Below are 25,636 nucleotides of genomic sequence, written 5' to 3'. Positions count from 1 at the left end.
GCATCTGACGACTCGCGGCTCCGCTGGAGCGAATGTCAAATCCACCGCGCTGGTAAGGGATCGACAATGGACTATCCTGTCTTGGTGCGAACGAGCAAGTCTTCTTGGCGCAGAACTGGCCGGTGGGGTTAAGATTAAGGCGGGTTGCAGGGGTTTTCGAAGCCGAAACCCGCGCCTTTTAGGAAAAGCGATGAAGAAAAAAGCCAGGGCGAGCGCCACGCGAACTGCGAAACGGCGCAAGGGCGCGCCGGCAGCCGGTCAAGCGCTCGTGCGTCGCGCCGCGCCGGTCGTGCAGCCACCGGCGGCAAGTGGTGATGCCAAGGCCGAAATGCGCCGGCTCAAAATGCAGATTGCCAGGGCTAATGCGCACATCGAGACGTTGCAGGCGGCGGCCGAGACGGATTTCCTGCTCGGGATTCCCAATCGGCGCGGTTTCGAACGCGAGCTCGGCCGCGCCATCTCCTATATCCAGCGCTATCAGGCCGGCGGCGCGCTGATCGTGCTCGACGTTGATCGGCTCAAACCGATCAACGACAATTTCGGCCACGCGGCCGGAGACGAGGTGCTGAAGGCGATCGTCGCCATGCTATCGCAACAGATCCGTTCCTCTGACGTCATTGGGCGGCTCGGCGGCGACGAGTTTGCGTTGCTGTTGTGGAATCTCAGCGAAACCGATGCCCACGCCAAGGCGGCGGCATTTGAGGAGGACATCGACCGCCTTAGTTTCATCTTCGAAGGCCACATGGTTGCGACCGGCGTTTCCGCGGGCGTCGCTATTCTCGGACCGCATTCGGACGGCGCCAAGGCGCTCGCGGACGCCGACCGCGCGATGTATGTGCGCAAGGCGCAGCGGCGCCACGAAATCTGACACGAACCTTTCGGAAAAAGTCCCTTCATCCCTTTATAGCGAGCGGAGCCGCACCATGACCAAGCCTGAGCCGTTTACGCTTCACGTGGCTGACGCCGATATCGCCGATCTGAAAGACCGTCTCGCCCGTTCGCGCTTTCCTGATTCCGCGCCCGGCGAGACCTGGTCATATGGCACCGACGTCGCCTATTTGCGCAGCCTCGTGGAATATTGGCGCAGCGGGTTTGACTGGCGCGCGGAAGAGGCGGCGCTGAACGCATTTCCGCAATTTCGCGTATCTCTCGACGGTATCGATCTGCATTATCTGCATGTGCCCGGCGTCGGCGAAAACCCGATGCCGCTGCTGCTGTTGCATGGCTGGCCGGGTTCGGTATTCGAATTTCTCGACATCATTCCGCGCCTGACCGACCCGGCGCGCTTCGGAGGCCATTCGCGCGACGCCTTTACGGTGATCGCACCTTCCTTGCCGGGTTACGGGCTTTCGTTCAAACCCGGTCAAAAAAGATACGGCGTCCCTGAAATGGCGGACTGCGTCGCCGCGCTGATGCACGATGTGCTGGGCTTCTCGCGTTTCGCCGCGCAAGGCGGCGATTGGGGAGCCGGCGTCGCCAGCCGGCTCGGCTACGCCCATGCAGAGAAAATGATCGGCATCCACCTCAATTTCATGATGGCGGCAGGCCGCGATCCCAATGCGGTTCAAAATCCGACCGAGGAGGAGAACGGCTATCTTCGCGAGCTGGCGCACTGGACGCGCGAGGAAACCGGCTATCAATGGATTCAGGGAACACGTCCGCAGACGCTTTCCTTTGCGCTCACGGATTCGCCGGCAGGACTGGCGGCCTGGATTGTCGAGAAATTCCGTGCCTGGTCGGATTGCGATGGCGACGTCGAGCGCGCGATCAGCCGCGACCGCATGCTCGCCGATATCGCGCTCTATTGGTTCACCGGCGCGATCGGATCTTCATTCTGGCCCTATTACGCCAGGCTGCATGGCTCCGCCATCCTGCCGCCCGGCGAGGTCATCACGGTTCCGACCGGCTATGCGCAATTCCCGCGTGAAATCCTGAGACCCCCGCGCAGCACCGCCGAACGGATGTTCAAGGACATCCGGCGCTGGAGCGTCATGGACAAAGGCGGCCACTTTGCCGCGCTCGAACAACCCGAAGCTCTTGCCCGTGAGGTGCGCGCGTTCTTTCGCGAATTGCGCTGAAATTCCATAGCCCCGATAGTGCGGTGGATTTGATATTCGCTCCAGCGTGGCCGCGGGTTCGGTAGAGCGAACGTCAAATCCAAAACCGCACTGGAATCTTATATTTGCTGGCGTCTTTTGTTTCTGACATTCGTAAACCAGTCCGCCGCAACACGGTACGAATGTCAGAAACAGGACACCAGATCGTCCGGCACCTGTCCGAATTTCTGGAGCACGCGCGCATCGCTAAATTCGCCGACCATCGGGTCGCCGCTGCGGCAGAAGGCTACCGCGCCGATGCTGCCGACAGCGCGCGACATCGCTTCGGCGCGCCGCAATGCGGCGCTTGAATGCTGACACTCTTCCGCAGCACCTGCGACCGGCATGCCGGTGTCATCCTGCAAAAACGGCATCGCGACGTAATAAGTGACGTTGGCCATTTACGCGTCTCCCACCTTCTGATGGATCAGGCTCTGTCTCTTCTGGCGCGGGCCTGTCGGGCCGAGACGCCCAGGTGTGATGCTTTCGTTCGTAGTTCGCTCAATTCGATTTCCAGATATTCATTCGCCAGGATCAGGGCCTTGATGGTGCTGCGCGCATCGCCATTGCACATTGCGATGAGCCGGTCGCAGGCCTGTTCGTAGCTCGGGCTATAGGGAAACGAAGCAGGTTCGGGCATGGCGTAATTCCTCAAAGCGCGACGTCGACACCGCACAAATGTTCCTATTTTGTTCTCAAAAAGTCAAGCGCTGTTTTTGCGCCGAATGCCTCCGCCTTCGTCTCAGGCAATGATGTCGGGCGTGATCTGGTCTTCGATGAAGGCGATCCGGTCGCGCAACTGCAGCTTGCGTTTCTTTAGCCGTTGCAGCCGCAGCAAGTCCGGCGCCGGCGACTGGTGCAGCGCATCAATCGCCGCGTCGAGATCGCGGTGTTCCTGTTGCAACCTTGCGAGCTCGGATTGGAGTTCGCGCTCATCTTCGTCGGTCATGGTTTATTTAATCGAAAACGCGGATGAGATTTGCGAAAAGTTCAAGCCGAACACGAATATCCTCCGGGGCAAGCTGCTCCGCAAGCAGCTTCGAGGGCGGCCTAGAACGGGTGAAAGCGCGTAAAGCCAAGCGAGCGACAGAACCGCCTGGTCCGGCCGGGTGTTGCCATCTCCGCGCCAGTCCTTGCCTTCGGGTTCCCGTGCAAGGGCGCCGGCGCGGGGCGAGACTACAGGCTCGCTGCTCACGATTCGTTACAGATGCCGGTGAAATATGAGGATGGCGTCTGCCAAAGCCATCGACAGATTCAAGCCTTGGTGTAGAGTCCAGCGTCCGGATCGAATCTGAGGTCTTAATCCAACCGAGGAGGTTTCGAATGGCAATTCAGGCTCATCTCGTTGAACTGGAACGGAAACACAAGGTTCTCGAACACGAATTGCACGATGCTCTTCTACACCTTTCAACAGATGATTTGCAGATTGTCGAACTCAAGCGCCGGAAATTGATGGTCAAGGACGAGATTGAGCGCTTGAGGCATTCCGCCAGCGCCACGTTGCACTAATCAGTCGCAGCAGAGACCTGACATTCGCTTTGATCGCGGCGGTCGCTCGGCATTGTCTATGCCGAGCAGTTGCGGTCTTGCGGTTGAGATAAACGTTCTTGCGCCTCCACCACACTGGAATACGATATTTGCTGGTATCCCTTTGGTTCTGACATTCGTAAGCGAACCTGCCCCGACATGATACGAACGTCAGAACCGGGACACTAGCTCGCCGACATAATCCGCGATCGCCAATGACGACGTCAGGCCTGGCGATTCAATGCCGAACAGGTTGATCAGCCCGTCGATGCCGTGGTCTCTCGGCCCCTGGATCAGGAAATCCTGCACGGCAACCGCCGGTGGCACGATCTTCGGACGCATGCCGGAATAACTCGGCAACAGCGCGCCATCCGGCAGGGCCGGCCAGTAGCGGCGGATGGCTGGATAGAACCGCTCGGCCCGCGCCGGATCGACCGCATAGTCGATGTGATCGACCCATTCCACGTCGGGGCCGAACCGCGCCTGTCCGGCCATATCGAGCGTGAGATGCACGCCGAGGCCGCCGGGCTCAGGCACCGGGTAGATCAGGTGCGAAAACGGCGCCCGCGCCGAGCAACTGAAATAATTGCCCTTGGCAAGATAGGCCGGCGGAATCATTTCGACCGGCATGCCGCCGATGCTGCGCGCAACCGACGTGGCGCCAAGTCCTGCGGCATTGACCAGAAGCCGGCACTCCAGCGACATCGGAGTGGCTCCGCCGGCGTCAATCTCGATGCGGCCGGAACGTGCGCGTGCGCCGAGTAGCGGGGTGTGGAACGCAAAGGCAGCGCCCGCGTCTTCGGCGTTGCCGCGCAGCGCCAGCATATAGGCGTGGCTGTCGATGATGCCGGTGGAGGGCGACAGCAACGCCGCCTCGCAATGAAGCGCCGGCTCCAGCGCGCGCGCAGCGTCGCCCGTGAGGACTTGCAAGTCGGCGACGCCGTTGGCCTCGGCATGCGCCCTGATCGATTGCAGCTTTTCGCTCTCCTTGGGCGTCGTCGCGACGATCAGCTTACCGCAATTGCGATGCGCGATGCCCTGGTCGCGGCAGTAGCGGTAGAGCGCCTGCTTGCCGCTGACGCACATCCGCGCCATCAGGCTATCCGCGCGGTAGTAGATGCCGGCGTGGATCACCTCGCTGTTGCGCGAGGAGGTGACGGTGCCGATTCCCTCGGCTGCCTCCAGCACGATCACCTCGCGGCCGCTTTGGGCCAGCCGCCGCGCCACGGCAAGGCCGATCACTCCCGCACCGATGACGACGCATTCGACCTTTTCCATGGAAGAAATTCTGATCCGGGTTTGCCTGGCTCATGGCGGCGGCGGACGAGTTGGCTGATACAACTCTCGCGTTAAGTGTCCTGCCTGGCCGGGGGCTTTGGTTGTGGTCTGCCTATTTAAGCAACTCTTTGGATTTGTTCCGGAACTTGGTCAACTCGAGTCATTAGTGATCCATTAATCATGTCCCGGCAATTGGTGCAATTTCGCACAGCAAATCAGCCAGGTCGGGGTACGCGTTTACCTGATCCAAACCCGTGACGCCAGAAAGTCGGCCGCAGAAATCCGCGGGTGACCGATGGCTGACAAGAGCTGGCAGGCAGGCAGCGGGATCATGATTCCGGCAGGAATCGTGGTCTGTCTGGTTGCGTCCGTTTGGGCTGCCGTTGCGTCGGGCGCGGAATCCTCCTTTGTCAGTTATTTCAATACGGTCGATCCGGAGGTTGTCTCGGATGCCGTGCTCGGCGGTCTGGTCGTCTGCTGCTTTCTGGTCGCTGTCGGATTGTGGGTCATGTCCACGCTGCGCCGGGTCAAGCAATCGAAACTGCGCCGGAACGCGTTCGTCAGCTCCGCCCTGAATAATCTCAAGCAGGGCGTTGTGATCACCAACGCGCAGCAACGGATTGTTTTCCTTAACGACCGTTACCTCGAGATTTACGGCCTTTCGCGTTCCGCCATCACGCCGACCATGACCGGCAAGGAACTGCTCGAACTGCGGCAGGTGCGCGGCATGCTCGACATCAGCGTCGAGGATTTCTATGCCCACGCCGGCGATCCAGAGGGCCTTGTCACCGAATTGGCGAGCGGGCAATCGGTTCACGTCAGATATTTCCCGCTGTCGAATGGCGGATCGATTGCGACGCATGAGGATTGCAGCGAGCAGCGCGAGCTTTCGCGGCAACTCGCTTCCACCAAGCAGTTTCTCGAATCGGTGCTGGAAAACATTCCGGTCTGCGTGGCTGTCAAAAGCATCGAGGACGGCCGCTACATCTTCGCCAACCGTGCGTTCGAGCGCTTCTCGCGCTTCCCGAGGGAATTCATCGTCGGCAAGCGCGCCGACGAGATTTTCACGCCCGATACGGCGGCCGGCATCGAGGCGGCCGATCGCGCCGCGCTGAGCGCGACAGGGGGCCAGTACAAAAACGAATTCGTCGTCGAGCGTGGTTCGCAGAAGCGGGTCCTCGCCTCCAGCCGCGTGATTGCCCGCGACGACAAAGGCGAGCCAAAATTCCTGATCGCGCTGTTTGACGATGTGACCGACCGCCAAGTGCTTTCCCACGAGCTGGAGAACACCAAGAAGTTCCTCGAATTGGTCGTCGACAACATTCCGGTCTCGCTGACGGTCGAACGGGCGAGCGACGGTCGATACCTTCTAGCAAACCGCAGCGCGGAAACCATTCTCAACCGCCGTCGTGAAGAGGTCGCAGGACTGACGGCGGCTGAAATCTTCAACGAGCGTGAAGCCAAGCTCATCAAGGCGCGCGACGAGGCGGCAATCAAAAAGCGCCGGCCTCTCACCGAAGAGCACCCGATCAGCACCAAGGATGGCCTGCGGCTGTTCCTGACGCGCCGGGTGACCGTGCTCAACGATACCGGCGAGCCGCAATATCTGATCAAGACCCACGAAGATGTCACCGACCGCCGCCAGACCGAGTCGCGCATGGCGCACATGGCCTATCACGACGGCCTGACCGATCTGCCGAACCGCGCCGCCTTCCTGCAGGCGCTGACGCAGATGATCGAGGCCTGTAGCGAAGCGGAAGAAGAATTCGCCGTCCTGTCGATCGACCTCGACGGTCTGACGGAAGTCAACGACGTGTTCGGTCATGACACCGGCGACAAGCTCTTGATCGAAGTGGCGCAGCGGCTGCAAGCATCCGCGCGCGGCGGCGTGGTGGCGCGGCTTTCCGGTGACGAGTTCGGATTGATCATCGACGGCAAGCAGCCGATCGCCGGCATGTTGCTGGCAGAGCAACTGGCCGAGATCATGGCCAAGGAAATCCTGATCGACGGCAAATCAGTTCGCACCGGCGTGACCACGGGCATTTCGATATTTCCGCATAACGGGACCGATGCGGCGTCCTTGCTTGCCAATGCCGGCGCAGCGCTGTCGCGCGCCAAGGCGAAATCGCGCGGCACGATCAGCATCTATGAACCGGAGATGGATCAGCATATCCGCGATCGGCGCGTGCTGCACCAGGATCTCTCGACTGCCATCAAGAACGGAGAAATCTTGCTTTATTACCAGCCGCAGGCATCGTCGCATCCGGCGGGCAGCAGCAAGATCATCGGCTTCGAGGCGCTGGCGCGCTGGCGTCACCCCGCGCGCGGTTTCGTGCCGCCGTCCGATTTCATTCCGCTGGCGGAAGAAAGCGGCCTGATCTTCGAGATGGGCCAGTGGATTCTCCGTGAAGCGTGCCGCGAGGCCGCCTCATGGCCGGTACCGCTGCAGGTCGCGGTCAACCTGTCGCCGGCGCAATTCATGCACGGCGATGTCGTCAGTCTCGTGCATTCGATCCTGCTCGAAACCGGGCTCGCGCCGGGGCGGCTGGAACTTGAAATCACCGAGGGCGTGCTCATCGAGGATTTCGATCGCGGTCTGGCGCTATTGCGCCGCCTCAAGGGACTGGGCGTGCGAATTTCGATGGACGATTTCGGCAGCGGCTACTCCTCGCTGAGCTATCTGCAGGCGTTCCCGTTCGACAAGATCAAGATTGACCGTACATTTGTCATGAATTTGGGGCGCACCCCGCAATCGGCTGCGATCGTGCGCGCGGTGATCGGCCTCGGTCACGGCCTCGAAATGTCGATCGTCGCCGAAGGCGTGGAAACCCAGGAACAGCTCACGTTCCTCGCTGAGCAGGGCTGCGACGCCGTGCAGGGTTACTTCATCGGCAAACCGTTCCCGATCGAGCAATACGACGCGTTGGTTGGCCGTGTGGCCAGTGGCGCGGCCATCGAGCCCGCGCGCAAGATCGGCTAACTCTTGCGCCATTTCTGTCAAGCGATGAACAAGTGAAGACGCTATAGCTACTAGTGCGGCGGATTTGACATTCGCTACAGAGTGGCCGCGAGTCCTCGAAGGGCGAATGTCAAATCCAAAGCCGCCCTAACAACTGATATTTGCTAGTGTCCCTTTGGTTCTGACATTCGTAAACGAACCCGCTGCGACAAGATACGAATGTCAGAACCGGGACACTAGTATGGCGGATTACGATCTTGCGATCATCGGCGGCGGGTTGAATGGCGTCAGCGTGGCGCGGGATGCCGCCGGACGTGGCTTGAGGGTCATTCTGATCGAGCAGGGGGATCTTGGCGGCGCGGCGTCCGCGGCTAGCGGCCGACTGGTCCAGGGCGATCTTTCGGTGCTCGAGCGAAGGGCGTTCCGGCGGACGCGCACGGCACTCGCCGAGCGCGAGGTCTGGATGCGGATCGCGCCGCATCTGGTGCGGCCGGCGCATTTCGTGATTCCCGCGCATTCCGACGAGCGTCCGCCATGGTTGCTGCGCCTGGGGTTGTATCTTTATGACCGCCTGGGTCCGCCCGGCAGCCTGCCGCGCTCCGCCACGATCGACATCACCCATCATCCGATCGGCGATGCGTTGCAACGGCCATTCGGCACCGCCTTCGGATATTCGGATTGTCTGGTGGACGATACGCGGCTGGTGGTGACGACCGCCATCGACGCTGCCGAACGCGGCGCGGTGATCCGCACCGGAGCCCGTTGCGTCCGCGCCGACCGGACCGACATCTGGCGGCTGGTGGTGATCGATCGTGGGCATCGTCAGGTCATCACGACAAGGTCGCTGGTCAATGCCTCGGGCGCCTGGATTGCGACCGTTGCGGAGACCGTGCTGCGGGTGCCGCCACCGCGTACGTCCGCGGTCAAACTGGGCCAGATCATCGTCAGGCGCTTGTTTGAGACGGATAACGTCTACGTCTTGCAGAACTCGGACCGGCGGCTGGTTTTCGCCAGCCCCTATCAGCGCGACTTCACCATGATCGGCACCGTCGCGCGAAATTTCAGGGGCGACCCGGCGGCGGTCGCGATGGCCGCGGATGAGGTCGCCTATCTCTGCGATGCGGCCAACCGGTATTTTCGTGAGCGGATTGATACCTCCGACGTGATCAGGTCGGTCGCCGGCGTCAATCTCGTCATCGGTCGTCCCGGCAAACGATTTGCCCGCGAGGGAACCGTGACGTTCGAGGCGCGACGGCGCAAGGCGCCGCTTCTGACCATTTTCGGCGGTGACATCACAACGGCGCGGCTGCGCGCCGAGCGCGCCGTCTCCTATCTCCTGCCGTTCTATCCGATGTCACCGCGCTGGAGCGCCGAGGCGCCGCTGCCCGGTGGCGAATTTCAAGCCGAGCGATTCGAGGCAGAGGTCGAAGCTGCGCGGGAACGGTGGAGGTTTTTGAGCTCCGACCAGGGGTTGCGCCTGGTTTCGGCCTACGGTTCGCGGCTTCATCAGGTACTCGGCGAGGCCCGAGAAAAGGCCGATCTCGGCCAAAGCTTCGGGCCGGATCTGATGGAAGCGGAGGTCCGCTATCTCATGACAAAAGAATGGGCGCGCTTTGCGGACGATATCCTCTGGCGGCGCACGAAGCTCGGCCTGACCATGGGGTCCGCGGAGCGCGAACAACTCGCGGCCTTCATGTCGATGGCGCTGCAACGGGTCGATTCTCCGAAAGCTGTCCACAGCGCTGCGGTTGAGCCGGGGCCACAGCAGGGTTAGCTTGCCCCTTTGGGGTAGGCTGGCAGCATGACCGAAGAACCCGCGAAGACCGCGCGCGAGGCGGATTCGCCACGATCCATTCCGCAGGTGGCATCCGGCATGCCGCTCCTGCGCATCGATGCCGTGGTCAAGACGTTCGGTCAATATCGCGCGGTCGATGCCCTGTCGCTCGACATTCAAGCCGGCGAGTTTTTCGCGCTGCTCGGCCCGAGCGGCTGCGGAAAGACCACGCTGTTGCGCATGCTGGCCGGCTTCGAGACGCCTGACTCAGGCCGCATCCTGCTCGATGGCAAGGATATCGCGCAGGTCCCGCCACATCAGCGCCCAATCAACATGATGTTCCAGAACTATGCGCTGTTTCCCCATTTGAACGTGCGGGACAATATCGCGTTCGGATTGAAGCGCGCTGAAATGTCGAAATCCGACATCAAGGCCCGCGTCAGTGAAATGGTTGCGCTGGTCAAGCTCGATGGACTGGAAAAGCGCAAACCCGATCAGCTCTCCGGCGGCCAGCGGCAACGCGTGGCCTTGGCGCGGTCACTGGCGCGCCGCCCGCAACTCCTGCTGCTCGATGAGCCGCTCGCCGCGCTCGACAAAAAGCTGCGCGAAAGCACCCAACTCGAACTGATGGAATTGCAGCGGCGGCTCGGTCTGACCTTCATCATCGTGACCCACGACCAGCAAGAGGCCATGACGATGGCGGGCCGGATCGGCGTGATGGATGCCGGCCGTCTCGAACAGGTCGCGACCCCGCGCGAACTCTATGAGGGGCCGCGCTCGCGCTGGATCGCCGAATTCGTCGGCGACATCAATTTGCTCGAGGGCCAGATCGAGACGAGCGATGGAGCTTATCCGATGATGGCGCGGCGGATCGCCATCGCAACCGGCGAGGCCGGAACGATCTATGTCGCCGAACCGCGCGAGCCGCTGATAAAGTCCAATCTTTGCGTCGCGATCCGTCCCGAGAAGGTCAAGCTGTCGCGCCGTGCGCCTGCGTCCGACGACGCGCGCGCCATCAATCGCCTGGAAGGGGTGGTGACCGATGTCAGTTACCTCGGCGGCATGACGAGCTACAAGGTCAAACTCGACAGCGGCGCGGTGCTGCGCTCCTCGATGGCCAATACCGCGCGGCTCGACCTCGATGCTTATAGTCCGAGCCAGCGCGTGGTGGCGTGGTTCTCGCCGGAAGATTGCGTGGTGCTGGAGCAATGAGCGCATCATCAATCTTTACGCGTCCGGCGCGGCTCGCGGCCTTCGCGCCCTATCTGTGGATGGCGCTGTTCTTTCTGGTGCCGTTCCTGTTCGTCCTGAAGATCAGCCTGTCGCAGACCGCGATCGCGCAGCCGCCTTATACGCCGGTGTTCGACGTGGGCGAGGGATGGGAAGCGATCAAAGCCGCCTTTGCCGCGTTGTCATTCGATAACTTCCGGCTGCTGGTTTCCGACGATCTCTATCTACTGTCGTATGTGCGCAGCCTCACGGTCGCCGCGATTTCGACCTCGATCCTGCTCCTGATCGGCTACCCCATCGCCTACGGCATGGCGCGTCTGCCGCAGCGTTGGCAAGCGGTCGCGATGATGCTGGTGATCGTTCCGTTCTGGACCTCGTTTCTGATCCGCATCTATGCCTGGATCAACATCCTGCAGCATGATGGTTTGCTCAATCAGATTTTGCTCGCGCTGCATCTGGTTTCTACGCCCGTGGTCTGGTTGTCGACGGATGGTGCGATGTATCTTGGCATCGTCTATTCGTATCTGCCGTTCATGATCCTGCCGCTGTATGCGACACTGTCCAAAATGGACCCGGCGCTGCTGGAAGCCGCCAATGATCTCGGTGCTTCGCCGCGCGCAGCCTTCTGGCGGGTGACGTTCCCGCTTTCGTTGCCCGGCATCGGCGCCGGCGCTCTGCTTTGTTTCATTCCGATTGTCGGCGAGTTCGTGATTCCCGATTTGCTGGCGGGGTCCGATGCGCTGATGATCGGCCAGACGCTGTGGCTTGAATTCTTCACCAACAAGGACTGGCCGGTGGCCTCCGCCACCGCGGTCGTGCTTCTGCTTCTGCTGATCGCGCCCTTGTTGCTGTACGATCGCCTGCAACGCCGGCAACTGGAGCAAGCGTGATGGCAAGCGCTGCAAGCAAACTCTCGCGCTTCAACATCGCCGCGCTCGCGCTGGGATTCGGCTTTCTTTATCTGCCGATCGTGATCCTCATCGTCTATTCGTTCAACGCCTCGCGGCTGGTCACGGTATGGGGCGGCTGGTCGCTGCAGTGGTATACCGAATTTTTCAATGACAGCGCCATGATCGACGCGGCCTGGATGAGCCTGCGTGTCGGAGCAACCTCGGCGACGCTCGCGACGTTATTGGGAACCCTCGCGGCGATCGCGCTCTCGCGCGGTGCGGACTTCAAGGGGCGGACGCTGTTTTCCGGCATGCTCTATGCCCCCTTGGTGATGCCCGAAGTGATCACGGGTCTCTCTCTGCTGCTGTTGTTTGTCGCCATCAACGCCGAGCGCGGGTTCTGGACCGTCGTCATCGCCCACACCACGCTGACCATGTGCTTTGTTGCCGTAGTGGTCCAGGCGCGGCTTGGCGCGCTTGACCGCAGCCTCGAGGAAGCCGCGATGGATCTTGGCTGCGATCCCTCGCGCGCGTTCCTGGCCGTCACCCTGCCGCTGATCGTTCCATCCGTCGCGGCCGGGTGGATGCTGGCCTTTACGTTGTCGCTCGACGATCTCGTGATCGCAAGCTTCACCACAGGCCCCGGCTCGGCGACGCTGCCGATCCGGATCTATTCGGAAGTGCGACTCGGCGTGAAACCGGAAATCAACGCGATCTGCACGCTGGTGGTGGCGCTGATTGCGGTCGTGATCGTCGTCGCTTCGCTCGCCTCGAAAATCTCCGACGCGCGCGGCAAGAGCGCGGCGCCATTGTGATCGCTCAAGACTTCACCGCGCCCGCAGTCAGGCCGCCGACCATGTAGCGGCGGAAGGCGTAGTAAATCGCCGCCGGTGGCAGCGCATAGATGAAGCCGGTCGTCATCAATAACTCCCACGGCGAATCGTCAGCGGCGAGGAAGTTGCCGAGCGCGACCGGCAGCGTGATGGCGCGGTCATTCGAGAGCAGCAGAAACGCGTAGAGATATTCGTTCCAGGCGAGCAGCACCGCATAGGTGCCGATCGCGACCAGCGACGGCATCATCAAGGGCACGTAGACCAGGCGGAAAATCTGCAACGGTGTCGCGCCGTCCATCACGGCGGCTTCATCGAGTTCGACCGGCAGCTTGTCGGACGCTTGCTTCAGCACCCAGATCGCATAGGGCGAAGCGATCGTGACCATGGCGAGGATCAGCGCCCAGCTGGTGTTGAGCAGGCCGTAATTTCCCATGGTGCGGTACATCGGCACGGCAAGGAACGCCGCCGGAATAAAGTAGGTGAACAGCGCGAGATTGAGCACGATGCGTCCGCCCGGCACGCGCAGCCGCGAGATCGAAAACGCCGCCGCAGTTGCGATCGCCAGCGTCAGCGCGCCGACGGCTGCTGCGATCACGACCGAATTGCCGAACTGCACCCAGAAATCGCGCAGGAAGTAGTGCTGCTGAAGAAACACGATCTCGAAATTGTGCAGGGTCGGATGCTCCGGCCACAATTTGCCGGAGAAGGCGTCTTCCCTGGGCGAGATCGCGAATACGAACATGTGGTAGATCGGAATCATCGTCCAGATCAGCACGGGAATGCCGATCAAAAGAAGCCGGGCTTCGGTCGCGGTGTCGCGCAGAGATGGCAGCTTCATCGCGACAACCGTTTCATCATGAAATAGACCAGTGGCAGCACGAACGGCATCGCGATGACGATCGAGGCCATCGCGAGGTTGAGCTGGTCGAGGCGCAGGTACCGGATGCCGAGCGTCGACAGCACGTGGGTCAGATCGGCCGGGCCGCCGCCGGTCAACAGATACACGCTGTTGAAGTCTCCCAGCGTCCAGAGCATCGAAAGCAGTGTGCAGGTCAGATACAGCGCCTGCATCGACGGCCAGGTGATGAAGCGAAATTTCTGCCACCAGTTCGCGCCGTCGACGTCGGCGGCTTCGAACAGGTCCTGCGAGATCGCTAAGCGCCCCGTCATCAGGATCAGTGTCCAGAACGGCAGCGATTTCCAGATGTGCACGCCGATCGCCATCGAAAGCGCCACGGCGGGATCGTTGAGCCAATTCGGCCCGTCCTCGCCGGTCAGCTTGAAGATCAGCTGGTTCACCATGCCCCATTCCGGATTGAGCATGAAGCGCACCGAAAGAATCGTCGGGATCGACGGCACCGCCCAGGGCAGGATGAAGATCACGGACAGCCAGCGGATCCAGCCGCGCTGCTGCACGAAGAAGCCGGACAGAAACAGCGCGATCAGCATCTTGATGTTGATGCCGATGAGAAGAAAGATCAGCGTGTTGACCGCGGCGCGCGCGAAGATCGGATCATTATAGAGCGCGACGTAATTCGATGGCGCCCGCGCCAGCCAGAAGCCGTAAGCCACGGGATAGACCACGAAGGCGGCGAACACGAGCAGATAGGGGGCGATCAGCACGATGCCCCAGACCTGCGTCGTCGACAGCCGCGGCGCGAGCGGCGCGCCAGATACGGCTTGGTCGGAGGCTGAGATCGTGATCGCCATATGCGTTACTCTTGGACGGATATTGCAGCCGTAGTTTTCATTCCGGTTGTCGTCCCGGCCAAGCGAAGCGCGAGCCGGGACCCATACGCTGTATCGGTTTTGTTGAGAGAAGGTGTTTGTCGGCTTTCGCTCAACAATCAAAGCCTGTGGTTATAGGTCCCCGCTTTCGCGGGGAAGACAGCTAGACCATCCTACCCCGCGACCTCCTTGATGCGGGCGATCAGCTCATCGACGGCCTTCTCCACCGGCACCTTCTCGCTGACGACGCGGTTCATCGCCTTTGCCCACACATTCTCGTTGTTGAGAATCGTGAACTTGTAGTTCTTGGTAAAATCGAACGGCTGGGTGCCGCCGGTGAACTGGTTGTAGACCGCCTTGCGATGGCGGTCGTTCTGCCAGAACGGGCTCTTCTGGCCTTCAAGGGTCGCCGGAAACCAGCGGCCGAGCGCGCCTTCGACATACGGGCCGAGGTTTTCTTCCTGAAGCAGGAACGCAACGAACTCCTTTGCCTTGGCCTTGTTCTTGGCCGCGGTGAAGATCACGCCGGTCTTGACGTCGGAGCGATACTTGATCGGCTGGCCGTCCGGCCTGTTCGGGAAAGACGCGGTGATGATGTCTTCCTCATAGGCCTTCTTGCCGGCGGCGCGCTGCTCCGGCGTCAGCGCCGGATTGGTGGAATCCTCGAACCATTTCGCCGCGATCGAGATCGTGAAGTTGTGGGTCATCACGGTCGTCTTGTTGTGGAAGGCGACGTTGTTATCGGGATCTTTCCAGGTGGTGGAGGAGGGTGGCGTGCAGCCCTTGATATAAGTGTCGGTATAATCCTTCAGCGCGTGGATCAACCCGTCGCGCACCTTGTCGTCGATCGTGAGCTTGCCGTCGTCGTCGACCAGATGGACATTGTAGGCATCCATGAAGGTGTAGAACGATTGAAGTGAATCGGTGGATTCCACGCCCATCGGCTGGCCGATGCCGTAGACGCGCTGGCCGGTGGCCTTGCGGCTTGCCGGCTGCACCTTGTCGCACCAGAATGACCAGTAATCCTCCCATTTGGTCGGAATGTCGCTTTCCTTGAAGCCCGCTTTCTCCAGCATGTCCTTCCAGATCTGCACATGCATGCTCTGCTGCTTGAGCGGGAAGCCGTAATAGCCTTTTTTCTTGGTCTCGCCGTTGAGGAGATAGGCTGTCTCGAGCGTGTTCGGCGCGAACTTCGCCTTCATCGGTACGAGAATGTCGGAGAGGTCTTCGAGCTTGCCCTCGAAGGCCCATTTGCCGCCGGCCTGCACGTCATATGTGTCGGAATAGGCAACGTCGGGCACGGTGCCGGAATCCAGCGCCGCGACCGTTTTCGGGATCATGTCCTGGATCGCGTATTGCGACAGCTCGACCTTGGTGCCGGTCTTCTCTTCGAATTTCTTGACGACCTTGAGCAGCGCGTCGTCTTCGGATTTGTAAAAGCCCTTGCCCCACCAGACCGTGATGGTGTCCTGCGCGGCGACGGGCTGCGCGGCGGCCAATAATGCGGCAGCGGCAAAAAGCCGGATTCCTCCCCGAATTCTCAACGTTGTCCTCCCTCTGGTGTGCCGGTCTTATTTTAACCGGTCGGGTGAAAGACTAGCGCAGGGGTGGGCCGCGATCTAGCGGCATCTTGTCCGACGAAGGTAGCTGGACATACTTCGTCGTGGCCGGACCTCTATCCACTCGTCATGCCCGGCCCTGTGTCGGGCATCCACGTCTTTCGTCTATATACCTAAGCAAGACGTGGATGGCCGGGCATAGGCGAACGGAAGCGACGCCGTTCTTCGAACGGCTAGGCCCGGCCATGACCAAAGCGTCGGGCAGGTCATCCGCCCTGGGCCGCCTGCACCAGCGTTTGCAGCGTGGAGCGGGTCGGCGCGAAGAACGTCGTTCCGGTCAGCGGCGTCGAAAAATCAAGCAGCCGGTCGTAAGCGCCCGGCGGATCGCCGACATACATTCGCTGCAGCATCTTTTCGATCACCCACAGATACCGGGAATAACCGATAAAATAGGTTCCGAATTCCTGTTTTCCGGGCCGGCCGAAGGGCATGTTGTCGCGCAGGATGTCATGCTCGGTGCCGTCGGCGTCCACGATCGTGGCCAGCGACTTGTGCGATTTGCGCGGCGCATCGTCGTCATCGATTTCGATGTTGTCGATCTTGGTGCGGCCGATGATCTCCTCCTGGAGGGGCGTTGGAGTCCGTGTCCACGCCCCGAGATCGTGCAGATATTTCTGGACGACGACATAGCTGCCGCCGGCAAAATCGGCATCTTCGCCGCCGACCAGCGCCGACGCCGGCAAATCGAGGCCGGTCGGATTGGCCGTGCCGTCGACAAAGCCGAGAAGGTCGCGCGCATCGAAATATCGAAAGCCTGAAACTTCGTCGACGACGGCCACGTCATCGCCAAGGTTGTCGAGCAGGATTCGTTCAAATTCAAAGCACAGGTCGGGACGTTCGGATCGGATGTGGAACAGGAGGTCGCCCGGCGTTGACGGCGCGTTATGGGCCGTTCCCTTGATTGCGGCAAACGGTCTCAGTTCCTTCGGCCGCTTGCCCGAATCCAGACGATCCCAGAGATCGCGGCCGATCCCGGCAATGCACGACAGGCGGCCGGAAAGATCACGGAATCCGACCGTCTTGACGAGATCGTCCAGCCCATCCAGCACCGATGTGACCTTCGCGAGAGCAGCCTGTTCGCGTGCGACGGTGACCACGAGAAATACCGCGGCAAGCGACAGCGGAGCGTCGATGCTCTGCGCGTCGATCGGTACTCTGTCCCAATTCTTCCCTGACATTCCGAACTTTCCGTTTGCTGCCGAATTTGGTTCAGATGATCACGAACCGGCCGCGGGCCGGCCTTTCTCCAGCGCGGGCTGTCATATATGAGAGATTTGTCGTCGGATAGTCTACAGAGGGGCGGTGTGGATGGCGGCGACACTTTAATTCAAAAATCACGATCTCGCGCTTGATTGAAGAAGGCGCGAACACAGGCATTTCAACTGGGACATGACATGGTAATTCGATTTGAGACGGCGCAATCCACCCTGGCAACGCGGTGCTTTCGGCCTTCCGCCGTCGTGACACTGGCGGCGATGGCCGCATTGACGGTGCTGACGGCGGGTGCCGCGGCAAGACAGGGACGGCCGGCAGCACCGACCGAGGCGACGGCGCCGCGCGAGGCAGGCGAGCCGATCATGGCAATCGTGTCGATCAAGTCCCAGCAGGTCACGTTCTACGACGCCGACGGCTGGATCTTCCGCGCGCCGGTCTCAACCGGCACCACCGGACGCGAGACGCCGGCCGGTATCTTCGCCCTCGTCGAGAAGGACAAGGACCACCATTCGACCATGTATGACGATGCCTGGATGCCGAACATGCAGCGCATCACCTGGAACGGCATCGCGCTGCACGGCGGGCCGCTGCCCGGCTATGCGGCCTCGCACGGCTGCGTGCGGATGCCCTACGACTTTGCGGAGAAGATGTTCGACAAGACCTCGATCGGGATGCGGGTGATCATCTCGCCGAACGATGCAGCCCCGGTCGACTTTACCCATCCGGCGCTGTTCGCGCCGAAGGCGGAAGCCCTTGCGGCTGCTCCCGCGCGGGCCGAGAAACTCAGCCTCGAGGCCGCGGATGCCGCCAGGACGGCCGAGGAAACCAAGGTAGCCGCCGCGTCAGCGGCGCGCGACACCGCAGCGCTTAACGCCTCGCTACGCAAACTGGAATTTCTCAATACCCGCGCCCAGGCCGAACTCGCCTATGCCGACAAGGCGCTCGTCAACGCCAAGACCGACCAGGCGAGGGCGCGGGCCGAGGACGCAAAGCAGAAAGCCGAACCTAAGGCTGCGGAAGCGCAGACCCAGCTCGACGCCGCCAAGGCCGACGTGAAGCCGAAGCTCGATGCCGCCGCTGGCGCGAAAGACGCCGCCAAGGCGGCCGCGGCCAAAAAAGCCGAAACCGCCAAGGCAGCGCTCGAAGCCAAGCTCGCGCTCGAGCCGGTGTCGATCTACATCAGCCGCGCGACACAAAAACTTTATGTACGGCGCAACACCCACAAGGCGTGGGCGGACGGCGGCGAGGTGTTCGATTTCAGCATCGAGGTTCCGGTCACGATCCGCAATCCCGACCAGCGGATCGGCACGCATATCTTCACGGCGATGGCGCGCAACGATTCGGGCCTGCGCTGGAGCGCGGTCACGATCGACGACTCTGACAGCGCCAAGGACGCGCTCGACCGCATCACCATCCCGCAGGATATACTCGATCGCGTCGCGCCGACCGCCATGCCGCGATCCTCGATCGTCATCTCGGACGAGCCCTTGAGCAAGGAAACCAACTATCGCACCGAGTTCGTCGCCGTGCTGAGCAACCAGCCGCAAGGGGGCTTCATCACCCGCAAGCCGACGACGACCGACTTTCCCGTTGCGAGTGGGGACGATGGCAACCTCTTCGGTTCCTTTTTCCAGCGCAGTTGGGATCCGCAAGGCAACCCGCAACCTGGCAATCCCCAGGCGGCCAATACCCGTCTGCGCGGCCAGCGTTATCCTGACGGCCGACCCTATCCGCCTCAGGCGCAGCCGGGCTGGGGCTGGTAAGTACAGTTCGACGCGCGGGTGAGGGAGGTGTCCCATGGTTGAACCTGTCGGCGGCCAAGGCACCCAGCAGACCGGGTTCGCCGGCGTCACGCGCAAGGTCCTCGAACGTCTTTCCGTGCCGGGAGATCATCGGGAACTTGTCGTCGTTGAAGTAACCTATCCACCCGGGGGGTGTGCTCCGCTTCATCGGCATCCGGTTGGCGGCGCGATCTACATCGTCGAGGGTATTGCCGAGTCCGCTTATGGCAGCGACGAGCCGCGACAATATCGGGCGGGCGAGACCTTGCAGGATCGCCCCGATATTCCGCACACGCTGTTTCGCAATTGCGACCCCGAACGTCCGCTCCGCTTTCTGACCATCTACGTGCTCGAACCCGGGCGCGCCTACACCATGGAGCCGTGAGGTGTGGGTCATCAACTGACCTGAGGCCGCTTCTGAGCAATGTAGGCTGATCCGCGACTTCCGGATTTCAAATTGGTCGAGCGCCCGGTTTGAGTTGTGTGATGGCGACGCCGGAGATCGCGAGCAGCCCACCGACAATCAACTTTGGGGTCATGTGGTCGCCGAGAAACAGCACGCTCGACATCAAGGCGAACACCGGAAGCAGCAGACCGAAGGGAGCGACGCGGCCCATGGAGCAACGCCCGATCAGCCAGAACCAAAGGCCAAAACCTGCAATTCCTCCGATGAAAATGGTGTAGGCGAGTGCCATCCAGCCACGCTCATCCGCGGTGACGAGGCTCGCCAGTTGTCCATACTCAAGGAGCAACGACATCAACAAGACCTGCGGCACCGTGAGCAGCGACGACCACCCCATCAACATCAGGGGATCAAAAGGGCCGTAGCGTTTCGTCAAGACGTTGGACACCGCGAATGCGAAGGCAGCGCCAATCACAAGCAGCAGCGGAAGCGCGTTCGCCGAGAGGCCAGGCTCCGCTGCCAACACGACCACGCCTGTGAATGCAAGCACCACTCCGGCGGACGTGCTGAGAGATGGCCTCTCCGCGAGCAGCGGCCAGGCTAACAGGACGGTGAAGGGCGTTGCGAGTTGATAGGCGACGGCCGACATGCTGCCGGAGCCGAGCCCGAGGCCAACATAAAAGAGCCCGAAGTTCAGTCCACCCAGGAAGATCGAAATAGCGGCGATGGGGCCGAACTGTTGACGCGTGGGCCTTTTGACGAACGGAACAAGCAGCAGCGCGATGGCGAGGAAGCGCAGCGCGAGGAAGAACAGGGGCGGAAACTCCGTGACACCCACCTTGATGGCCACGAACTGATAACCCCAGAGCAAGGGCACAGCCACCGCGCAGATGATCTGGATGGCAGACATGGCATTCTTCCTTTCAAGACTGATCAGTCCAAATATCGGCGCGCCGATAGCGCGGAGGCGTCCACGGGCTATCTATTTAATGAAACGGTCGAGCAGAGCGTCAGCGGTGGCTTGCGATGTGGTCCGTGCCGGTGCGGTTTTGCCGACCACGCGCAGCCCCTCGACGAAACAGACGAGAATTCGGGCGGCACTTGAAGGCTCAACGCCATCGGCCAATTGGCCCGCCGTCTTCGCGCGGGAAAGTGCAGCCGCCACCCTGGCCTCCATGGTTTTGAAGAAGCCCGCGACGCGCCGGCCAACTTCAGCATCCCGGCCAGCCAGTTCCATGGCGGTAGCCACCAGCAGGCAGCCGCGCCGGCCATTGGCGCCGCTCGCGCGGTCGACGTAGCCGGCAAGATAGGCCCGCAGGCCGTCGACCGGCTCTCTGGGAGGAGTGAGTTCGATATCCATCCGCCTCACGGCATCGGCAATGTAGCGATCGAGCGCACGCAAGAAGAGCGAGTGCTTGTCGCCGAAAGCGGCGTAAAGGCTGCCACGCGAGAGCTTCGTCGCACGCAGCAGGTCCGGGAGCGCCGTGGCGTGATAGCCGCGCGACCAGAACACACCCATCGCACGTTCGACAGCGGCCTCCATGTCGAAACTACGGGGCCGGCCACGGGGCAACTGCACGGGGTTTTGATGGTTCATGGTTGATATATAGACCAATCGGTCTTTAAATAGCAAGCCGAATGGTAAACGGCGCGTTACGCCGACCGCCGGAATCCAACCCTGGACCTCAAAGCTTGCTTATCGGGCATCTGCGTTAGGTGTAGCTCAACACGCAAGAGCCCCTGATGAGCAGCATCTCGACCATTGCCCTGTCCGGCCTTAACGCGGCGGCGAGCCGCCTTCAGGTTTCCGCCTCGAACGTCGCCAATTCGCAGACGACGGGTGCGCTGCCGAATGCCGATGGCACGGTGCCGGCCGGGGCGCCGCAGGCCTATTCGCCGCTCGCGCTGGTCCAGACCGCGAGCGCCGGTGGCGGCGTCCAGACCTCCCTCACCACGGTGTCGCCGCCCACGACCGCGGTGTACGATCCGCAGGCTTCCTTTGCGAACCAGGACGGCCTCATCGCCGCGCCCAATGTCGACCTCGCCCAGGAATTCGTCGGCCAGCTTCTGGCAAGCTATAGCTTTGCCGCCAATGCGGCGGTGCTGAGGGCGGACGATCAAAACAACAAGGCGCTGCTCGACATCTCGGTGTGAGACCGCGCCTCATAGCGCAAAATAAGCCGTCATTGACAGCACAACGAGCCCCAGCACCATAGCGAGCGCAAACTCGACCTTGATGCCGCCGGCGGAGTGAGTTTGCTGGTCGTCGATCATTCGGCTGGTCCTGACGAAGCGCACGAACGACAGCACAATGATCGCCATCCCGATGAGGATCAGCGCGAAGCCGTCATAGTGGCTGAACGAGCCTGAGAAACGTTCCAGCCGTAGCCGGCTCGCACCGTCCGATGCGTTGGCCTCGGCAATGGTCCTGACGAACAGGTTGAACTTCTCGACGACGAAGCCAAACGCAATGATGGCGATCCCGGTCCTGACCCAGGCCAGAAAGGTCCGTTCGTTCGCCGCATGATCGGAATATTTCTCGATCATCGGAACCTCTTTGAGTGTTGAAGACGGGACGTATCCTCGCCGATGAAGGACGATCTCGTCAGACAAAACAACACTCGAAGAGTGATTTTCAGCCCGCGCTTTTGAACGGAGCCCGGAATCAGGCCGCGGCGTCTTGCGGCTCTGGCCTCGGTGGTTCGTTTTTCTTTGTAAACGACGCCTCGGCCTGGTGTTCCCAGCGTTCGGCCTGGGCGAGCCATTTCCAGTTTTCTTCGGGATGCAGATAGGCCTGCTGGCGACAGAGCAGCCCCATGGCCCGACACCGTTGAGCGTTGTCCATCAGTTCCTCCCACTCACTTCCGGGCTTTAGCTTCCCGGATTGTAGCGGTCGCTTGCAACGCGATCTTTGCCGAGATGTTACAGCCGTTAGTTTGTCGGATCAAAGGCGATTCATCAGGGGCAATAAAAAAGGCCGCCAGATGAGGCAGCCTTGTTGTGGATGGCGGTGAGTTCCGGGGAACTCGGGAAGAGTGATGAGGTGGCGCTGTTACCAGCCGCCGCGCCATCCCCAGCCATAACCCCAGGGCCGGTAATAGCCGTAATACCCGTAATAGGGATAGGGCCGGTAATAGCCCGGCGGCCGGGCATAGACCGGGCCCTCGACGACTTCTTCCTCTTCGACCACCTGCGGGCCGGGTCCGCCGCGCGGCGCCGGCCGCGGGCCCATGCCGACGTTGCGGCCGATGACGAAGCCGTCCTTGCCGTCCACCGAGGCCTCGCACCAGCCGTTGGTGCATTTGCCGACCTCGACGGTCGTGCCCTTCGGGATCAGCGTGACAACCTCGCTGTCGGTGCCGGGCGATTTCCGCAGGTTCGTTTCGGCCGTGGTGGCGACCGGCTTGGCGGTCGCGCCGACCGCAGACAGCAGCGTGATGATGGCGGCGGATGCCGCGGCTCTTACAAAGGTCATGTCTCGATGCCCCTGTTCGTGATGATGCCTGCAAAACATGCCGAGGGAAGCGGGCTTTGTCTTGTTAAAATTCTGTAAGCGTTGGGGCGGAGCTGAGGGCGATGCGATGAGGCTGAATGCCACTAAAGAGGGGGTTACCCGTACGGAAGCCAGCGATGATACCCACCCGCGCTGAAGGTTCTCAGCAAAACGTTGCCTGGGTTTGTCAGGCCGGCCTGATCTTGCACAGGAAGCTTTCAACTTCTCTGCTCAGGTGGTTGCTTTGCGCCGAAAGCGATACGGCGAGGCCGTGAACCTGCTCGGCCGCGCTGCCCGTGTCGGCCGCGCCACGATTGACGTCCGTCATGCTGCCCGTCACCTGGGTTGCTCCCCGCGCAGCCTGCTGCACATTGCGGGCAATTTCCTGCGTCGCCGCACCCTGCTCTTCGACAGCCGCGGCAATCGCACCAGAAATTTCGGAAATCTGGGCGATGGTGCTTCCTATCTCCGCTATGGCGGAGACCGAGTGTTGGGTTGCGGACTGCATTTGCGCCACCTGGGCGGCGATCTCTTCGGTCGCCTTGGCGGTTTGCGCTGACAGCGCCTTGACCTCGGACGCCACGACGGCAAAACTCCGTCCCGCTTCGCCAGCTCGCGCGGCCTCAATCGTGGCATTAAGGGCAAGTAGATTTGTCTGCTCGGCAACCGCCGTTATCATCTTGATGACTTCGCCAATTCGGTTCGCCGACTGCGACAGCTCGGATATTCGAGCATTGGTTCGCTCCGCCTGCTCTACGGCAGCGTGAGCAATCGTTTGAGATTGCTGAACCTGTCGGCCGATCTCGTTGACGGAGGAAGCCATTTCCTCTGACGCCGCCGCGGCAGACTGAACGTTCGACGAAGACTGTGCGGACGCAGCCGCGACCGTCGCGGACAGTTCCTGGGTGGTTTCAGCGGTCCGGGTCAGGCTGCCGGCTGCAGTTTCGATTTCCGAGGAGGCAGAGGAGACCATCCTAACGACATTTCCAACGGCCTCCTCGAGACCTTCGGCCACCTCCAGCATCGCAGCTTTTCTGTCCGCCTCGGCTTTCCCGGCGGAGAGGGTTTGTTCGGCTTCCATCGCCCGAACACGCAAGGCGTTTTCCTTGAAGACTTGCACCGCGCCAGCCATGGCGCCGACCTCGTCCTTGCGACCCAGCGAGGAATTTCGCTCGCCAATTCGCCGCCGGCGAGCCGCTTCATGACCTCGGTCATCTTGATGATCGGCTGAATGACGCCCTTTGCGACACCAGCGATTCCAGCACAGACGACGAAGAAGACGAACGCGGAAGTGATCCAGAGAATCCGGGTAAAGAATTTATCCCGGGCAGTTGCGTCTGCTTCGGCGGCAGCGTTGTCGTCATTGGTCTGTTTGACGATCTCGTCGATCACCGCGCGATGCGCCGAGTAGGCCGCGGTTATTTCCGCGTATGATTTGGCTGCCGCGGCGGTGTCAGCCTTGGCCAGCGCAGGCAAAAAGGACTGTTCAATTGCGGCCCAGAATCGTTTGACCTCACCGTGCGATTTCTCCACCAGCTTGGTCTTGATCGAGGGGTCGAGGTCGGACTTTGACCAAAAGTCGTGGCGGTCGTCATAATCCTTTTTTAGCTGGACCGCCGGTCACCGTGTGCGGAGAACGATGAGCGATCTTGCAGCGCAAGGGTCGCTTCGAGATAGGCTTCAATCACGTATTCCGGCGGAGGAAGAATGTCCGCAACAAGATCGTTTCCTAGCTTGATCTTGTCGTATATCGGTCCCCCGACCTTGAGTTGGGAAAGCGCATAGTTGCTTGCAACGATCACCGCAATGAGACCAGCGAGCGTGAGCATGCCGAACGCAAAAATGGCGCGAGAAATTGTGATTCGATTCATTTCCGGGGCCCGACTCGAATTGACAAGGCGAAGTGTGCTGAAAACAAATTAAAAAGTTGCGTAAGAAACTCTGATCGCAACCTCCGCTTGAAGCGCCCGGTCGAGTCACGGTTATTGCGCGCGATGCCAGCTTTTTCATCAAACGCACAAGAATCCGTCGGCAATGGTCGGAGCCTAGCGAGCGCCCCGCCAAGCCGCGCAAACAAATCCTACTTCTCATCCTCCACGGCCGCGGGAGCATTCGTTCGGGCCGGCGCTGCTCGTCGCGGCCGCCGTGGCTCCGGTTCGCAACGAGGATCGGGTGTCATCGCAACCGTGACAAGATCCGGATACTTATTCATGGCGCCGGTTGCCGCATCGACTCCGAGACCGATGACGCCTCCGAGGATAACGTTTCCTGCTGCCATCGTTTCTGTATTCGAGGGGATCATGCTCGATCCCAAAACGTAGCAATCCTTAGTGCACTGGATTGGCAATGGCGCGGACCCCTTGTCGAGCGTGACGGTTCCGGGGGTCACTAAGCCACGCGGTCCGCTTTGAGTTTGAATGGTGCAAGTTGCCCCAGGAACTCCCGGGGTATCGATTGCGATGGTTTGAGTCGTCCCCTTGGTAATTGTCGCGCAGCTGGCAAGCATAATCGCGAACGCCAAAACAGCGTACTTACGCATTTTTTAATTCCCCCAGTCCCGAAACGACTAAGGGCGAGGGACGGAAGAAGATCAATCTAAAGGTGAGTGCCAAGGCAGGATATTGTTGACGCATTGAGCCGGGGTGACCTGGCCCTGCCGATTTCCTCCAGATGAAGTTAGAGTCCGGCCCCTCTGAAGGACGGACCAATGAAGCGAGCCAGGTTTACGGAAGAGCAGATTATCGGCGTGTTGCGGGAGCACGAGGCGGGCGCGAAGGCCGCTGATTTGGCGCGCAGGCACGGGGTCTCGG

The 25,636-nt window shown here is 61.2% G+C and carries 27 protein-coding genes; 12 read left to right on the top strand and 15 right to left on the bottom strand.

Annotation, left to right across the window (positions count from 1 at the left end):
- Nucleotides 1–190 precede the first annotated feature (190 nt).
- Both ABSE61_RS06080 and ABSE61_RS06075 read left to right on the top strand, forming a co-directional pair.
- The gene (locus ABSE61_RS06080; RefSeq protein WP_423870186.1) at nucleotides 191–868 is read left to right on the top strand and encodes a GGDEF domain-containing protein; all 678 of its coding nucleotides are present in this window, start codon (nucleotides 191–193) and stop codon (nucleotides 866–868) included.
- A gap of 55 nt (nucleotides 869–923) precedes the next feature.
- Nucleotides 924–2,078 (top strand): epoxide hydrolase family protein, encoded by a 1,155-nt coding sequence (locus ABSE61_RS06075; protein ID WP_423870185.1) that lies wholly within the window; start codon nucleotides 924–926, stop codon nucleotides 2,076–2,078.
- A 164-nt stretch (nucleotides 2,079–2,242) separates the two neighbouring features.
- Here the strand turns inward: ABSE61_RS06075 and ABSE61_RS06070 are convergent, their stop codons facing one another.
- The 3 genes from ABSE61_RS06070 to ABSE61_RS06060 form a co-directional block, all read right to left on the bottom strand.
- Nucleotides 2,243–2,497, bottom strand: a complete 255-nt coding sequence (locus ABSE61_RS06070; RefSeq protein ID WP_423870184.1) for a hypothetical protein — start codon at nucleotides 2,495–2,497, stop codon at nucleotides 2,243–2,245.
- A 26-nt stretch (nucleotides 2,498–2,523) separates the two neighbouring features.
- On the bottom strand, nucleotides 2,524–2,736 hold the full coding sequence (locus ABSE61_RS06065; protein ID WP_423870183.1) for a hypothetical protein: 213 nt from the start codon (nucleotides 2,734–2,736) through the stop codon (nucleotides 2,524–2,526).
- A gap of 102 nt (nucleotides 2,737–2,838) precedes the next feature.
- The gene (locus ABSE61_RS06060) at nucleotides 2,839–3,045 is read right to left on the bottom strand and encodes a YdcH family protein (RefSeq protein ID WP_072817426.1); all 207 of its coding nucleotides are present in this window, start codon (nucleotides 3,043–3,045) and stop codon (nucleotides 2,839–2,841) included.
- Between the two features lie 374 nt (nucleotides 3,046–3,419).
- Here ABSE61_RS06060 and ABSE61_RS06055 point away from each other — a divergent pair, with 374 nt between their 5' ends.
- Entirely contained in the window at nucleotides 3,420–3,605 is a 186-nt protein-coding gene (locus tag ABSE61_RS06055; RefSeq protein WP_423870182.1) for a YdcH family protein, read from the top strand.
- 189 nt (nucleotides 3,606–3,794) lie between these two features.
- Here ABSE61_RS06055 and ABSE61_RS06050 read toward each other — a convergent pair whose 3' ends face one another.
- Nucleotides 3,795–4,901 (bottom strand): NAD(P)/FAD-dependent oxidoreductase, encoded by a 1,107-nt coding sequence (locus tag ABSE61_RS06050; RefSeq protein WP_423870181.1) that lies wholly within the window; start codon nucleotides 4,899–4,901, stop codon nucleotides 3,795–3,797.
- A 295-nt stretch (nucleotides 4,902–5,196) separates the two neighbouring features.
- Between ABSE61_RS06050 and ABSE61_RS06045 the strand changes: the two genes are divergently transcribed.
- From ABSE61_RS06045 to ABSE61_RS06025, 5 genes are all read left to right on the top strand, one after another.
- Nucleotides 5,197–7,881: a sensor domain-containing protein gene (locus ABSE61_RS06045; protein WP_423870180.1), complete on the top strand. Its 2,685-nt coding sequence runs from the start codon at nucleotides 5,197–5,199 to the stop codon at nucleotides 7,879–7,881.
- 220 nt (nucleotides 7,882–8,101) lie between these two features.
- Entirely contained in the window at nucleotides 8,102–9,634 is a 1,533-nt protein-coding gene (locus ABSE61_RS06040) for a glycerol-3-phosphate dehydrogenase (protein WP_423870179.1), read from the top strand.
- 27 nt (nucleotides 9,635–9,661) lie between these two features.
- Complete coding sequence (locus tag ABSE61_RS06035; protein WP_423870178.1) at nucleotides 9,662–10,846, top strand: ABC transporter ATP-binding protein; 1,185 nt, start codon at nucleotides 9,662–9,664, stop codon at nucleotides 10,844–10,846.
- Nucleotides 10,843–11,754, top strand: coding sequence for an ABC transporter permease (locus ABSE61_RS06030; RefSeq protein ID WP_423870177.1), 912 nt, complete (start codon nucleotides 10,843–10,845; stop codon nucleotides 11,752–11,754). Before ABSE61_RS06035 ends, ABSE61_RS06030 begins: the two co-directional genes overlap by 4 nt.
- On the top strand, nucleotides 11,754–12,569 hold the full coding sequence (locus ABSE61_RS06025; protein WP_423870176.1) for an ABC transporter permease: 816 nt from the start codon (nucleotides 11,754–11,756) through the stop codon (nucleotides 12,567–12,569). Before ABSE61_RS06030 ends, ABSE61_RS06025 begins: the two co-directional genes overlap by 1 nt.
- 4 nt (nucleotides 12,570–12,573) lie before the next feature.
- Here the strand turns inward: ABSE61_RS06025 and ABSE61_RS06020 are convergent, their stop codons facing one another.
- The 4 genes from ABSE61_RS06020 to ABSE61_RS06005 form a co-directional block, all read right to left on the bottom strand.
- Nucleotides 12,574–13,425, bottom strand: a complete 852-nt coding sequence (locus ABSE61_RS06020) for a carbohydrate ABC transporter permease (protein WP_423870175.1) — start codon at nucleotides 13,423–13,425, stop codon at nucleotides 12,574–12,576.
- Entirely contained in the window at nucleotides 13,422–14,297 is an 876-nt protein-coding gene (locus ABSE61_RS06015; protein ID WP_423870174.1) for a carbohydrate ABC transporter permease, read from the bottom strand. The genes ABSE61_RS06020 and ABSE61_RS06015 overlap by 4 nt, the downstream gene beginning before the upstream one ends.
- A gap of 191 nt (nucleotides 14,298–14,488) precedes the next feature.
- Nucleotides 14,489–15,859 (bottom strand): ABC transporter substrate-binding protein, encoded by a 1,371-nt coding sequence (locus ABSE61_RS06010; RefSeq protein ID WP_423870173.1) that lies wholly within the window; start codon nucleotides 15,857–15,859, stop codon nucleotides 14,489–14,491.
- A gap of 281 nt (nucleotides 15,860–16,140) precedes the next feature.
- Complete coding sequence (locus tag ABSE61_RS06005) at nucleotides 16,141–17,112, bottom strand: Dyp-type peroxidase (protein ID WP_423870172.1); 972 nt, start codon at nucleotides 17,110–17,112, stop codon at nucleotides 16,141–16,143.
- Between the two features lie 216 nt (nucleotides 17,113–17,328).
- On the opposite strand from ABSE61_RS06005, the gene ABSE61_RS06000 reads away from it, so the two are divergent.
- The gene (locus ABSE61_RS06000; protein ID WP_423870171.1) at nucleotides 17,329–18,912 is read left to right on the top strand and encodes a L,D-transpeptidase; all 1,584 of its coding nucleotides are present in this window, start codon (nucleotides 17,329–17,331) and stop codon (nucleotides 18,910–18,912) included.
- 34 nt (nucleotides 18,913–18,946) lie between these two features.
- Entirely contained in the window at nucleotides 18,947–19,315 is a 369-nt protein-coding gene (locus tag ABSE61_RS05995) for a cupin domain-containing protein (RefSeq protein ID WP_423870170.1), read from the top strand.
- Between the two features lie 67 nt (nucleotides 19,316–19,382).
- Here ABSE61_RS05995 and ABSE61_RS05990 read toward each other — a convergent pair whose 3' ends face one another.
- A complete protein-coding gene (locus ABSE61_RS05990) occupies nucleotides 19,383–20,243 on the bottom strand; it encodes a DMT family transporter (protein WP_423870169.1) in 861 nt (286 codons plus the stop codon).
- Between the two features lie 72 nt (nucleotides 20,244–20,315).
- On the bottom strand, nucleotides 20,316–20,930 hold the full coding sequence (locus ABSE61_RS05985) for a TetR/AcrR family transcriptional regulator (RefSeq protein WP_423870168.1): 615 nt from the start codon (nucleotides 20,928–20,930) through the stop codon (nucleotides 20,316–20,318).
- 146 nt (nucleotides 20,931–21,076) lie between these two features.
- On the opposite strand from ABSE61_RS05985, the gene ABSE61_RS05980 reads away from it, so the two are divergent.
- Nucleotides 21,077–21,487 (top strand): flagellar basal body rod protein FlgC, encoded by a 411-nt coding sequence (locus tag ABSE61_RS05980; RefSeq protein WP_423870167.1) that lies wholly within the window; start codon nucleotides 21,077–21,079, stop codon nucleotides 21,485–21,487.
- 9 nt (nucleotides 21,488–21,496) lie between these two features.
- Here the strand turns inward: ABSE61_RS05980 and ABSE61_RS05975 are convergent, their stop codons facing one another.
- The 5 genes from ABSE61_RS05975 to ABSE61_RS05955 all read right to left on the bottom strand — a co-directional run bounded on the left by ABSE61_RS05975 (nucleotide 21,497) and on the right by ABSE61_RS05955 (nucleotide 24,697).
- The gene (locus ABSE61_RS05975) at nucleotides 21,497–21,880 is read right to left on the bottom strand and encodes a YidH family protein (protein ID WP_423870166.1); all 384 of its coding nucleotides are present in this window, start codon (nucleotides 21,878–21,880) and stop codon (nucleotides 21,497–21,499) included.
- A 118-nt stretch (nucleotides 21,881–21,998) separates the two neighbouring features.
- Nucleotides 21,999–22,178 carry a hypothetical protein gene (locus tag ABSE61_RS05970; RefSeq protein WP_423870165.1) on the bottom strand — a complete coding sequence of 60 codons (180 nt, stop codon included), beginning with the start codon at nucleotides 22,176–22,178 and terminating at the stop codon, nucleotides 21,999–22,001.
- A 207-nt stretch (nucleotides 22,179–22,385) separates the two neighbouring features.
- On the bottom strand, nucleotides 22,386–22,808 hold the full coding sequence (locus tag ABSE61_RS05965; protein ID WP_423870164.1) for an SH3 domain-containing protein: 423 nt from the start codon (nucleotides 22,806–22,808) through the stop codon (nucleotides 22,386–22,388).
- A 205-nt stretch (nucleotides 22,809–23,013) separates the two neighbouring features.
- Complete coding sequence (locus ABSE61_RS05960; protein WP_423870163.1) at nucleotides 23,014–23,958, bottom strand: methyl-accepting chemotaxis protein; 945 nt, start codon at nucleotides 23,956–23,958, stop codon at nucleotides 23,014–23,016.
- Nucleotides 23,959–24,430: 472 nt separating this feature from the next.
- On the bottom strand, nucleotides 24,431–24,697 hold the full coding sequence (locus tag ABSE61_RS05955; protein ID WP_423870162.1) for a hypothetical protein: 267 nt from the start codon (nucleotides 24,695–24,697) through the stop codon (nucleotides 24,431–24,433).
- Between the two features lie 836 nt (nucleotides 24,698–25,533).
- Here ABSE61_RS05955 and ABSE61_RS05950 point away from each other — a divergent pair.
- A partial coding sequence (locus tag ABSE61_RS05950; protein WP_423870309.1) for a transposase occupies nucleotides 25,534–25,636 on the top strand: 103 nt, incomplete at its 3' end.

Origin of the sequence: Bradyrhizobium sp., from assembly GCF_049519115.1 — a bacterium.
Lineage (GTDB): Bacteria > Pseudomonadota > Alphaproteobacteria > Rhizobiales > Xanthobacteraceae > Bradyrhizobium.
The sequence above is the reverse complement of the archived record's forward strand: the minus strand, read 5'-3'. Positions and strand labels throughout refer to the sequence as shown.